Source organism: Cellulosimicrobium cellulans (assembly GCF_006539945.1).
Lineage (GTDB): Bacteria > Actinomycetota > Actinomycetes > Actinomycetales > Cellulomonadaceae > Cellulosimicrobium > Cellulosimicrobium cellulans.
This window is the reverse complement of the sequence record NZ_BJNZ01000003.1, coordinates 87,601-99,782: the sequence shown is the minus strand read 5'-3', so window position 1 is coordinate 99,782 and position 12,182 is coordinate 87,601. Positions and strand designations below refer to the sequence as shown.

General features: G+C 73.9%; 11 protein-coding genes. All 11 read right to left on the bottom strand.

Going from position 1 to position 12,182, the window contains the following annotated elements:
- Positions 1-13 precede the first annotated feature (13 nt).
- Positions 14-325, bottom strand: a complete 312-nt coding sequence (gene mihF, locus CCE02nite_RS03310; RefSeq protein ID WP_021482878.1) for an integration host factor, actinobacterial type — start codon at positions 323-325, stop codon at positions 14-16.
- 221 nt (positions 326-546) lie between these two features.
- Positions 547-1,443 carry a tyrosine-protein phosphatase gene (locus tag CCE02nite_RS03305; RefSeq protein ID WP_141388163.1) on the bottom strand — a complete coding sequence of 299 codons (897 nt, stop codon included), beginning with the start codon at positions 1,441-1,443 and terminating at the stop codon, positions 547-549.
- A 128-nt stretch (positions 1,444-1,571) separates the two neighbouring features.
- Complete coding sequence (gene pyrF / locus CCE02nite_RS03300) at positions 1,572-2,438, bottom strand: orotidine-5'-phosphate decarboxylase (RefSeq protein WP_304363320.1); 867 nt, start codon at positions 2,436-2,438, stop codon at positions 1,572-1,574.
- A complete protein-coding gene (carB, locus tag CCE02nite_RS03295; RefSeq protein ID WP_141388161.1) occupies positions 2,435-5,803 on the bottom strand; it encodes a carbamoyl-phosphate synthase large subunit in 3,369 nt (1,122 codons plus the stop codon). The genes pyrF and carB overlap by 4 nt, the downstream gene beginning before the upstream one ends.
- Before the next feature lie 2 nt (positions 5,804-5,805).
- Positions 5,806-7,065: a glutamine-hydrolyzing carbamoyl-phosphate synthase small subunit gene (carA, locus tag CCE02nite_RS03290; RefSeq protein WP_170227202.1), complete on the bottom strand. Its 1,260-nt coding sequence runs from the start codon at positions 7,063-7,065 to the stop codon at positions 5,806-5,808.
- Positions 7,062-7,766 (bottom strand): PH-like domain-containing protein, encoded by a 705-nt coding sequence (locus tag CCE02nite_RS03285; protein ID WP_141388159.1) that lies wholly within the window; start codon positions 7,764-7,766, stop codon positions 7,062-7,064. Before CCE02nite_RS03285 ends, carA begins: the two co-directional genes overlap by 4 nt.
- Positions 7,763-9,127, bottom strand: coding sequence for a dihydroorotase (locus CCE02nite_RS03280; protein ID WP_141388156.1), 1,365 nt, complete (start codon positions 9,125-9,127; stop codon positions 7,763-7,765). The genes CCE02nite_RS03285 and CCE02nite_RS03280 overlap by 4 nt, the downstream gene beginning before the upstream one ends.
- The gene (locus CCE02nite_RS03275; protein ID WP_141388154.1) at positions 9,124-10,221 is read right to left on the bottom strand and encodes an aspartate carbamoyltransferase catalytic subunit; all 1,098 of its coding nucleotides are present in this window, start codon (positions 10,219-10,221) and stop codon (positions 9,124-9,126) included. The genes CCE02nite_RS03280 and CCE02nite_RS03275 overlap by 4 nt, the downstream gene beginning before the upstream one ends.
- Positions 10,218-10,868, bottom strand: a complete 651-nt coding sequence (gene pyrR / locus CCE02nite_RS03270) for a bifunctional pyr operon transcriptional regulator/uracil phosphoribosyltransferase PyrR (RefSeq protein ID WP_141388152.1) — start codon at positions 10,866-10,868, stop codon at positions 10,218-10,220. The genes CCE02nite_RS03275 and pyrR overlap by 4 nt, the downstream gene beginning before the upstream one ends.
- A 186-nt stretch (positions 10,869-11,054) precedes the next feature.
- Entirely contained in the window at positions 11,055-11,474 is a 420-nt protein-coding gene (nusB, locus tag CCE02nite_RS03265; protein WP_087472016.1) for a transcription antitermination factor NusB, read from the bottom strand.
- Between the two features lie 40 nt (positions 11,475-11,514).
- Positions 11,515-12,078 carry an elongation factor P gene (gene efp / locus CCE02nite_RS03260; protein WP_047234234.1) on the bottom strand — a complete coding sequence of 188 codons (564 nt, stop codon included), beginning with the start codon at positions 12,076-12,078 and terminating at the stop codon, positions 11,515-11,517.
- Positions 12,079-12,182: the final 104 nt, after the last annotated feature.

Sequence of the window (12,182 nt, the reverse complement as noted above, 5' to 3'; positions counted from 1 at the left end):
GTGCGCGGAAATGTCAGCCAAACCTCTCGATGAGGGCCGCGGACTGGTGAGGACCGAGGCCGCGGACACGACGTGTCTCGGCGATCCCGATCTCCTCCATGATCGCCCGAGCCTTCACCTTACCCACGCCGGGCAGGGACTCCAGCAACGAGACCACCTTGAGCTTGCCGATCATGTCGTCCGTCTGCCCACGCTCGATGACCTCCTTCAGGGAGCCCTGGGAGTACTTGAGCCTGTTCTTCACCTCGGCGCGCACGCGTCGGGCCTCTGCGGCCTTCTCGAGCGCCGCCGCGCGCTGTTCTGGGGTCAGGGGTGGAAGTGCCACGCAAGTCACCTACTCGTCGTCAGGCGGATGGGCCCACACAGTCGTCCCGGCGTGCCCGACGAGGAGCCCTAATCGGGTGAATCACCCGGGCGACCTGCGCCGACGCACGGAGCCGACCCCTCGAAAGTAGCGAGCCGCGACCGATCGGGCAACGACTGGGCAGGGCGCGTCGCGCGCCGTCGGCGCGGCGAGGGGCGCCGTGAGGTGACCGAAGAGGACCCTCAGGACGCCACGAGGCGCGCACCGAGCGCGTCCCGCACGGCCGTGGTCACCCCGCACGCGACGAGGTAACCGTCCACGCTCCCGTGCTCGCGGGCCGCGAGCTCCCACGCGCCCTCGAGGTACTCCGGCTCCACCGTGAGGACCGGGGCCAGGGCTTCCGGGGACAGACCCGGGATGGGCGGCACGAGCGCGGCGAGGCCCTCCACGGCCGAGCGGCTCGCGAGGTACTCCGCCAGGCGGTCCTCCTCCCCGACGCCCGCGACGTACTGGGCGAGGGCGACCACCCACCCGGTGCGGTCCTTGCCCGCCGAGCAGTGCACGACCGCGGCTCCCTCCGACGACGCGACCTCGCCGAGCACGCGCCCGACCGTCGCGCGGATGCCGGGGTCCTGGACGAACGTCGCGTACACGCCGTGCATCATGCGGCGCGCGACCGCCGTCGGGTCGTCCGCCGCCAGCAGGCCCGCGATGAGCGCCGCGGGGTCGGCCGACGCTCCCCCGCCGTCGCCGCTCCCGGCCTGGAGGCCCCGCGCGGGGTCCATGCCGCGGCGCAGCACCTGGACACCGCCCGGCACCGCGTCCGCGCCGTCGCGCTCGAGCTCGTCGTCCCCGCGCAGGTCGAGCACCGTCGACACCCCCAGGTCGGAGAGCGCCGCCTGGCCCGCCGGGGTCAGACGCGACAGGCTCGCCGTCCGCAGCAGGACGCCGGTGCGCAGGGGCTCGTCGTGACCGACCGGCACCGCGCGCCCCCCGACGTCGCGCGCGTTCCAGGTGCCCGGCACGTCCAGCGCACCCGGCACCGCACCGGCCACGGGCGCGGGCGCGGGTACGGGGGAGCTCTCCTCACCGCGCTCGGGCGTGGCGGAGGGGCTCGAGGTCGCGTCGTGGGAGGTCATGGGCGCAGTCTCGCACGGCACGACGGCGGGGCGGCTCCGGCGGGACGCCGGCGTCAGCCCCCTGACGTCGGCGCGACGACGGGGCCGGCACCCGCAGGTGCCGGCCCCGTCGCCCAGGTGGGTGACGCTCAGCCGCGCAGGGCGCGCGCGACCTCGTCCGTGGCCGACCGGGCCGCCGCGCGCAGCGCGTCGACGTCCGGTCCCGCGCGCAGGACGCCGCGCGAGGAGGACGCGAGGACCTGGCGACGCGCGTCCCCGAACACGGCGGCGAGCTCCCGCTCCCCCGCGCCCTGGGCGCCCACGCCCGGCGCGAGCAGCGGCCCGTTCACGGCGGTCAGGTCCGTCCCGGTCCGCTCCGCGGCGTCGCCGACGGTCGCCCCGACCACGAGGCCGACCGAGCCCATCGGCTCGGCGCCCTGGTTGAGGGCGGCCGCGTGGGCGGCCATCGCCGCAGAGACGCTCGGCCCGGCCGGCCGGCCGTCGGTCGTGAGCGTGCGCGCGTGCTGCACCTCGTGCCCCTCCTTGTTGGAGGTGAGGCACAGGACGAACAGGCCGCGGCCGGACGACAGGGCGAGGTCGACCGCCGGCGCGAGCGACCCGAAGCCGAGGTACGGCGAGACGGTCAGCGCGTCCCCCGCGAGCGGCGAGCCGTCCCGGAGGAACGCCTCGGCGTACGCGTCCATGGTGGAGCCGATGTCGCCCCGCTTGGCGTCGACGACGACGAGCGTCCCGGCCGCCCGGGCGGCGGCGATGACGTCCTCGAGGGCTGCGACCCCGCGCGAGCCGTGGCGCTCGAAGAACGCCGCCTGCGGCTTGACCGCGGCCACCCGCCCCCCGACCGCCTCGACGACCCGCAGGCCGAGCTCACGGACGCCGTCGGCGTCGTCGGGCAGGCCCCACGCGTCGAGGAGGCTCGCGTGCGGGTCGATCCCGACGCACAGCGGTCCGTGGTCGTCCATCGCGGCGGCGAGCCGCGCGCCGAAGGCCGCGCTCACGCGCCCACCCGCTCCGCGGCGGCGGGCAGCGTGACGCCGGCCGTCAGGCCCTCGCCCGCCATGTGCTCCTGGAGGCTGGCCACCGCGAACGGTCCCGCCAGGACCGCCTCGATGCCCTGCACCGCCGCGGCGAGCTGGTCGACCGTCGTCGCGATCGGCTTGTCCGCCGCCGTCGTGGCGGCGCGGATCTCGTAGCCGTCGGCACGCGCGCCCTGACCGGACGGGGTGTTGATGACCATGTCCACCTCGCCGGCCGTGATGAGGTCGACGATCGTCGGCTCCCCGTCGGCGCCGCGGCCCGCGGAGAACTTGCGCACCACGCGCGACGCGATGCCGTTGCGGCGCAGCACGCTCGACGTGCCGTCCGTCGCGAGGATCTCGAAGCCCAGCTCCGCGAGCCGCTTGACCGGGAAGACGATCGAGCGCTTGTCACGGTCCGCGACCGAGACGAACACGCGGCCCGACGTCGGCAGCCCGCCGAACGCCGCGGCCTGCGACTTGGCGAACGCGTGCGGGAAGTCGCGGTCGAAGCCCATGACCTCGCCCGTCGAGCGCATCTCCGGGCCCAGGACCGTGTCCACGACCACGCCGTCCGCGGTGCGGAAGCGCTTGAACGGCAGCACCGCCTCCTTGACCGCGATCGGCGCGTCGAGCGGGAGCGTGCCGCCGTCGCCCTCGGCGGGCAGCACGCCCGCCGCACGCAGCTCGGCGATCGACTCGCCCGCCATGACGCGCGCCGCGGCCTTCGCGAGCGACGTGCCCGTCGCCTTGGAGACGAACGGCACCGTCCTCGACGCGCGCGGGTTGGCCTCCAGGACGTAGAGCACGTCCGAGACGAGCGCGTACTGCACGTTGAGCAGGCCGCGCACGCCGACGCCCTTCGCGATGGCCTCGGTCGAGCGGCGGATGCGCTCGATCTCCTGCTCCGAGAGCGACACGGGCGGCAGGACGCACGCCGAGTCGCCGGAATGGATGCCGGCCTCCTCGATGTGCTCCATCACGCCGCCGAGGAACAGCTCGGTGCCGTCGTAGAGCGCGTCGACGTCGATCTCCATCGCGTCGTCGAGGAACCGGTCGATGAGCAGCGGTGCGGGCAGCGTCCCGGCCGTGCGGTCCTCCGCCGCGGCAGCCACGAGCGCGCGCTCGACGTAGCCCGTGAGCTGCTCGGCCGAGTACACGATCTCCATGCCGCGCCCGCCGAGCACGTAGGACGGGCGCACGAGCACCGGGTAGCCGATGCCGGCCGCGACGTCCTTCGCCTCGTCGAGCGAGCGCGCCGTGCCGAACGCCGGGGCGGGCAGGCCCGCCTCGACGAGCACGCGGCCGAACTCGCCGCGGTCCTCCGCGGCGTCGATCGCCTCGGGGCTCGTGCCGAGGATCGGCAGGCCCGCGTCCGCGAGCCGCTGCGCGAGCGCGAGCGGCGTCTGGCCACCGAGCTGGACGATGATGCCCTTCACCGGCCCCGCGGCGAGCTCCGCCTGGTAGACCTCGAGCACGTCCTCGAACGTGAGGGGCTCGAAGTACAGGCGGTCGGACGTGTCGTAGTCGGTCGAGACCGTCTCCGGGTTGCAGTTGACCATGACCGTCTCGTAGCGCTCGCGCAGCGTGAGCGCCGCGTGCACGCACGAGTAGTCGAACTCGATGCCCTGGCCGATGCGGTTGGGGCCCGAGCCGAGGATGATCACGGCCTCGCGCTCGCGCGGCGCGACCTCGGTCTCGAGGTCGTACGACGAGTAGTGGTACGGCGTGCGGGCCGCGAACTCGGCCGCGCACGTGTCGACCGTCTTGTAGACGGGGCGCACGCCCAGGGCGTAGCGGACCTCGCGCACCGTCGCCTCGCCGGCAGGCCCCATGCCGCGCAGGCGCGCGACCTGCGCGTCGGACAGGCCGTGCTTCTTCGCCTCGCGCAGCACGTCCTCCGTGAGCGCGGGCGCGTCGGCGACGGCCGCCGCGACCTCGTTGACCAGCTGGATCTGGTCGAGGTACCACGGGTCGATCTTCGTGGCCTCGAACACCTGCTCGACGCTCGCTCCGGCGCGCAGCGCCTGCTGGACGCCGATGATGCGGTTCTCCGTGGGGCGCGCGATGCGCACGAGGAGGTCGTCGAGGTCCGCGCCCGAGACGGGCTCGCCGTCCCAGTGGAACACCGAGCCGCCCTTGTCGATCGAGCGGAGCGCCTTGCCGAGCGCCTCGGTGAAGTTGCGCCCGAGCGCCATGGCCTCGCCGACGGACTTCATGGTCGTCGTGAGCGTCGGGTCCGCAGCCGGGAACTTCTCGAACGCGAAGCGCGGCACCTTGACGACGACGTAGTCGAGCGTGGGCTCGAACGAGGCCGGGGTGACCTGCGTGATGTCGTTGGGGATCTCGTCCAGCGTGTAGCCGACGGCGAGCTTCGCCGCGATCTTGGCGATGGGGAAGCCGGTCGCCTTGGACGCGAGCGCGGACGAGCGCGAGACGCGCGGGTTCATCTCGATGACGATGACGCGGCCCGTGTCCGGGTCGACGGCGAACTGGATGTTGCAGCCGCCCGTGTCGACGCCGACCTCGCGGATCACGGCGATGCCGATGTCGCGCAGCTTCTGGTACTCGCGGTCCGTGAGCGTCAGCGACGGCGCGACCGTGATCGAGTCGCCCGTGTGCACGCCGACCGGGTCGACGTTCTCGATGGAGCAGACGACCACGACGTTGTCGTGCTTGTCGCGCATGAGCTCGAGCTCGTACTCCTTCCAGCCGAGGATCGACTCCTCGAGGAGCACCTCGGTCACCGGGGAGTAGTGCAGGCCCTGCCCGACGATCCGGCGCAGTTCCACCTCGTCGTAGGCGAAGCCCGAGCCGAGGCCGCCCATCGTGAAGGACGGGCGCACGACCATGGGGTAGCCGAGGTCGCCCGCGGCCGCGATCGCCTCGTCGACCGTGTGCACGATGACCGAGCGCGCGGACTCGCCGCCGCACTTCTCGACGACCTCCTTGAACTGCTGGCGGTCCTCGCCCTTCTGGATCGCCTCGATGTTCGCGCCGATGAGCTCGACGCCGTACTCGGCGAGGACGCCCGCCTCGTCGAGCGCGATCGCCGCGTTGAGCGCGGTCTGCCCGCCGAGCGTGGGCAGCAGCGCGTCGGGGCGCTCCTTCGCGATGATCGAGGTGAGCACCTCGGTCGTGATGGGCTCGACGTAGGTCGCGTCGGCGAACTCGGGGTCGGTCATGATCGTGGCCGGGTTCGAGTTCACGAGGACGACCCGCAGGCCCTCCTCCTTGAGCACGCGGCACGCCTGGGTGCCGGAGTAGTCGAACTCGCACGCCTGGCCGATGACGATCGGGCCGGACCCGATGACCAGGACGCTGGAGATGTCGGTTCTGCGAGGCACGGTCAGCTCTCCTTGGTGTTCTGGTCGGCGGCTGCGGAGCTCTCGGCGCGTCGGGACGCCATGAGCTCGACGAAGCGGTCGAAGAGGTACGCGGCGTCGTGGGGGCCGGCCGCGGCCTCGGGGTGGTACTGGACGGAGAAGGCGGGCAGGTCGAGGCACTCGAGCCCCTCGACCACCTGGTCGTTGAGCCCGACGTGGGACACGACGACGCGCCCGTAGCGGCCGCCGTCGTGCGGGGCGACGGACTCGCCGTCGAGCGGCGCGTCGACCGCGAACCCGTGGTTGTGCGCGGTCACCTCGACCTTGCGGGTGCGGCGGTCCATGACGGGCTGGTTGATGCCGCGGTGGCCGTACGCGAGCTTGTACGTGCCGTACCCGAGGGCGCGCCCGAGGATCTGGTTGCCGAAGCAGATGCCGAAGAACGGGGTGCCGCGGTCCAGGACCCCCCGCAGCAGCTCGACCTCGTGCGTCGCCGCCCCGGGGTCGCCCGGGCCGTTGGAGAAGAACACGCCGTCGGGCGCGAGAGCCTCGATGTCCTCGATCGTCGACGCGGCGGGGACCACGTGCACGCGCACGCCGCGCTGGGCGAGGCGCTGCGGCGTCATGGACTTGATGCCGAGGTCGACGGCGACGACGGTCGCGACGGGCTCGCCGTCGGGCGTCGTGCCCTCGAAGGGCTCGACCACGTACGCCTCGTCGGTGCTCACCTCGCGCGCGAGGTCGGCGCCGGCCATCGCGGGCGCCGCCTTGACCTCCGCGACGAGGTCCTCGACCGTGCGGGGGTAGCCGTCGCGCACGAGCGCGTCGCCGGAGAAGATGCCGGCGCGCATGACGCCGAGCTCGCGCAGGTGGCGCGTGAGGGCGCGCGTGTCGACGTCGCTGATGCCGACGACGCCCTGCGCGGCGAGCTCCTCGTCCAGGGTGCGCTGCGCGCGCCAGCTCGACGCGCGGCGGGCGGCGTCACGCACGACGTACCCGGCGACCCAGATCTTGCCGGACTCGGGGTCCTCGTCGTTGACGCCCGTGTTCCCGATGTGGGGGGCCGTCATGACGACGATCTGGCGGTGGTAGGACGGGTCGGTGAGCGTCTCCTGGTAGCCGGTCATGCCGGTGTTGAAGACGATCTCGCCGACCGTGGTACCGCGCGCGCCGTAGGCGCGCCCGGTCTGCACGGTGCCGTCCTCGAGGACGATCAGGGCCCGGTCGGCGGGCGGTGCGGTGGCGGAGACCTGGGTGGTCGCTGTGTTCACTGAGGCGGTCACGGTGCTTCCTCGTCGTTCTCGTCGGTGCCGGGTGTCGCGCTCTCGCGCGTCGGCGCCGGGTCTGCGGGGTCTGCGGGGGCGGCGCCGCTCGGCGCCCCGGGTCGTCGCTCGTGCGAGCCGTCGTCGGCGGCTCCGTCGCGGTCGTCGTCGGCTCGTCCGGCGAGACCCTGGACGGCCTCGAGGAGGCGCGCGACGTCGTGGTCGTGGCGGGGCAGGAGGCCCGTGTCGAGCCGGACCTCGGCCTCGGCCGGAGCGTCGGGCGCGTCCGCCGGAACCGGCTCGGCGGGCACGGTCCACGTCACGACGACGATGGCCTCCTTGCCGACGAACTTGCCGGCCATGCCGGGCGTGAGGGCTACGCCCCCGACCGCCGCGGCGGGCACCCACACGTCCGGGGCGCCGCTGCGCGCGACGTGCAGTCCGCCGTCGTGCACGGTGACCTGGGCCTGGGACCGGTCGCCGAGCCCGTGGGCACCGACGCGGGCGAGCCAGTCGCCCGCGAGCGTGCTGGACACGTAGAGCGCGTCGAGCGGCCCGAGGAGGACGGCGCCCCGCGCCGCCTCGGCGGGCGCCGCCGGCGGCGTCGGGACCACGCCCGCCGACCGGCGCGCGAGGCGGCGGCGGCCGACGAGGACGAGCGTCAGGAGGACGACGCCGAGGACGACCCAGATGCCGACCGCGACGGGCTGGGGCAGGTTCACGCCCGCACCCCCCGCGTGCCGGCGCCCGCCGGGACGGGCGTGCCGTCGAGCACCGTGGCGCGCCCGCGCAGGAACGTCGCGACGACGGCGCCGGGCAGCTCGCGGCCCTGGAACGGCGTGTTGGTGCTCGCCGTGACCTGGCCCGCGCCGTCGACGACGCGGCGCGCCGCCGGGTCGACGAGCGTGACGTTCGCGGGCTCGCCGACCTCGAGCGGACGCCCCTGGGCGCGCTCGCCGGTGTCGATCCGGCCGATGCGCGCGGGCGCGCCGGACAGCACGCGCGCGACGTCGGCCCAGGTCATGCGGCCGGTGTCGACCATGGTCTGCTGCACGACGCTCAGCGCCGTCTCCAGGCCGGTCATGCCGAACGCGGCCGCGGCCCACTCGCAGTCCTTGTCCTCGCGGGCGTGCGGCGCGTGGTCGGTCGCGACGATGTCGATCGTCCCGTCCGCGAGGCCCTCGCGCACCGCCTCCACGTCCGCGGCGGTCCGCAGCGGCGGGTTGACCTTGAAGGTCGGGTCGTAGCCGCGCGCGAGGTCGTCGGTGAGGATCAGGTGGTGGGGCGTGACCTCGGCGGTCACGTCGATGCCGCGGCCCTTGGCCCAGCGCACGATCTCGACCGAGCCCGCGGTCGACAGGTGGCAGACGTGCAGGCGCGACCCGACGTGCTCCGCGAGGAGCACGTCGCGCGCGATGATCGCCTCCTCGGCGACCGCCGGCCAGCCCGCGAGGCCCAGCTCGGCCGACACGACGCCCTCGTTCATCTGGGCGCCCTCGGTGAGACGCGGCTCCTGCGCGTGCTGGGCCACGACGCCGTCGAACGCCTTGACGTACTCCAGGGCACGGCGCATGAGGATCGGGTCGTCGACGCACTTGCCGTCGTCGGAGAACACGCGCACGCGCGCCGCCGAGTCGGCCATGGCCCCGAGCTCGGCGAGCTGCTGGCCCGCGAGCCCGACGGAGACCGCCCCGACCGGGTGCACGTCGACCCATCCGGCGTCGCGACCGAGGCGCCACACCTGCTCGACGACGCCGGCCGTGTCCGCGACGGGCGTCGTGTTGGCCATGGCGTGGACGGCCGTGAACCCGCCCGCCGCGGCGGCGCGGGTGCCGGACTCGATCGTCTCGGCGTCCTCGCGGCCCGGCTCGCGCAGGTGGGTGTGCAGGTCGACCAGGCCGGGCAGCGCCACGAGGCCGGTCGCGTCGACGACGACGGTCCCGCCGTCCTCGGACCCGGCGCGCGCGGTGCCGACCGGGGCGATCTCGGCGATCACGCCGCCGGAGAGCACGAGGTCGACGGGGTCGCCGCCCAGCGGGCGCGCGCCGCGCAGGACGTACGTGGTGGTTGCGGCGCTGCTCACGAGGCGGGGACCCTTTCGACGGCGGGGACGGGCTGGGCGGGCGACAGCGGCGCGGCCGCCGCCACCGGGGCGGCGTCGGCCTCGTCGCTGCCCGCGAGGAGGAGGTAGAGCACGGCCATGCGCACGGCGACGCCGTTCGCGACCTGCTCGACGATGACGGCGCGCGGCGAGTCCGCCGCCTGCGCGGAGATCTCGAGCCCCCGGTTCATCGGGCCGGGGTGCATGACGATCGCGTGCTCGGCGAGCAGCCCGAGGCGCCGGGCGTCGAGCCCGTACTTGCGGCTGTACTCGAGCGGGTTGGGGAAGAACGCTCCCCCGCCGGACCCCGAGCCGCTCATGCGCTCGCGCTGCACGCGCAGCATCATCACCGCGTCCGGGCCGCCGTGCGCGGTGTCGCCGGCGAGGGCCGCGTCGAGGTCGTAGGAGACCTCGCACGGCCACGTCTGGACGCCGACCGGCAGGAGCGTGGGCGGGGCGACGAGCGTCACGTGCGCGCCGAGCGTGTGCAGCAGGTGCACGTTCGAGCGCGCGACGCGCGAGTGCAGCACGTCGCCGACGATCGCCACGTGCCGCCCGTCGAGACCCGCGCCGCGCGCGGCCGCGTCGTCCGGGCCGCTCGCGCCCGGGGCGGTGAGCCCCGTCCCGGACAGGTGGCGGCGCAGCGTGTACGCGTCGAGCAGCGCCTGCGTGGGGTGCTGGTGCGTGCCGTCCCCCGCGTTGAGGACCGCGGCGTCGAGCCAGCCCGCGTGGGCGAGCAGGTGCGGGGCCCCGGAGGCCTGGTGGCGGACGACGACCGCGTCCGCGCCCATCGCCTGGAGCGTCAGCGCGGTGTCCTTGAGCGACTCGCCCTTGGACACGCTCGAGCCCTTGGCCGAGAAGTTGATGACGTCCGCGGACAGGCGCTTGGCCGCGGTCTCGAACGAGATGCGCGTGCGCGTCGAGTCCTCGTAGAAGAGGTTGACGACCGTCCGGCCGCGCAGCGTCGGGAGCTTCTTGATCTCACGCGCCTGCGTCGCGGCCATCTGCGCGGCCGTGTCGAGGATGCGCACCGCGTCGGCGCGCGCGAGGTCCTGGGTGGACAGCAGGTGCCTCATGCGCGGTCCTCCGTCCCGGGGACGGCGGACCGGATGACGACGGCGTCCGCCGGGGCTTCCCCGTCCGCGGGCGCGCCGTCCACCTCGGCGAGGCGCACGCTGACGCGCTCGGACGTCGAGGTGGGCAGGTTCTTGCCGACGAAGTCCGGGCGGATCGGCAGCTCGCGGTGTCCGCGGTCGACGAGGGCCGCGAGCTGCACGGCGCGCGGGCGGCCGAGGTCGCTGATCGCGTCGAGCGCGGCGCGGATGGTGCGCCCGGAGTACAGGACGTCGTCGACGAGGACCACGACCTTGCCGTCGATGCCCGACGCCGGCAGGCGCGTCGCACCGATCGTGCGGGTCGGGTGCCGGTGGAGGTCGTCGCGGTACATCGTCACGTCGAGCTCGCCGACGATGGCGTGCGGGTCGGGCGCGCCGTCGGCGGGCGTCCCCTCGATCGCGGCGAGGCGCTCGGCGAGCCGCGTCGCGAGCGGGACGCCGCGCGTCGGGATCCCGAGGAGGACGAGGTCGTGGGCCCCCTTGTTGCGCTCCACGATCTCGTGGGCGATGCGCGTCAGCGCGCGGGAGATGTCGGCGGCCGTCAGGACGACGGTCCCGGCCTCGGGGGTCGATGCGGGTGGTGTGGGCACAGCAGCGCCAGAGCTCATGTCCGGCGACCTCCTTCCCCGCCTCACGGGACGGGCCTTAAAGGATGTCTGACGGTCACCCACCCTACCGCCGCGCACCGCGGCGGCGGGTACGCGTCCCGCCGGGTAAGACGCGGCGTCGGTCACACCCGTGACCGACGCCGCGACGAGGGGTCGTACCGGCCCCGCAGCGGGGCCGTGGAGCGCTCAGGCCGTGATCGTCGGCTTCATCTCGACGATGCGTGCGAGCAGCCCGTTGACGAACGACGGCGAGTCGTCGGTCGACAGGGAGCGCGCGAGGTCGACGGCCTCGTCGATCGCGACGACGTCCGGGACGTCGTCGTTGAAGAGGATCTCCCAGCCGCCGATGCGCAGCAGGGCCCGGTCGACCGCCGGCATCCGCTCGAGCGTCCACCCGTGGGAGTACGTCTCGATCAGCTCGTCGATGCGGTCGCGGTGCGCGAGCACGCCCTCGACGATGTCGACCGCGTACTGCGGCAGGGCGGTCTGCGCGGTGCCGGGGTCGGCGACGCGCTCCGCGAGGAGGGTCGTCGGGTCCACCTGACGCTGCTCCGCCTCGAAGAGGACGTCGAGCGCGCGCTTGCGCGCCTTGGTGCGTGCGGCCATGTGTGTCGTCAGCCCGTCGTCTGTCCGTCGGTGCCGGCGGTCAGTCGTTCACGCGGCCGAGGTACGAGCCGTCGCGCGTGTCGACCTTGACCTTGGTGCCCTGCTCGAGGAAGAGCGGGACCTGGATCTGCGCGCCCGTCTCGAGCGTCGCCGGCTTGGTGCCGCCCGTCGAGCGGTCGCCCTGCAGGCCCGGCTCGGTGTACGTGATCTCGAGGACGACCGAGGCCGGGAGCTCGATGTAGAGCGGCTGGCCGTCGTTCGACGCGATGAGCACGTTCTGGTTCTCGAGCATGTAGTCCTTGGCGTCGCCCACGATCTCGGGCGAGACCGTGATCTGGTCGTACGTCGAGGTGTCCATGAACACGTAGTCCGCGCCGTCCTGGTACAGGTACTGGAAGTCGCGGCGGTCGACGTTGGCCGTCTCGATCTTCAGGCCGGCGTTGAACGTCTTGTCGATCGTCTTGCCCGTCATGACGTTCTTGATCTTGGTGCGGACGAACGCGCCACCCTTGCCGGGCTTGACGTGCTGGAACTCGATCACGGTCCACAGCTGGCCGTCGAGTCGCAGCACGGTGCCGTTCTTGATGTCGTTGGTGGTCGCCACGTTCGTCTTCCTGTCGGAGGGTCTTCGGGCTCCGCGGCACCGGACGACGCGAGTCGACCGGGCGCACGAGGGCGGAGCGCGAAATGGGCCTTGACGATCTTACC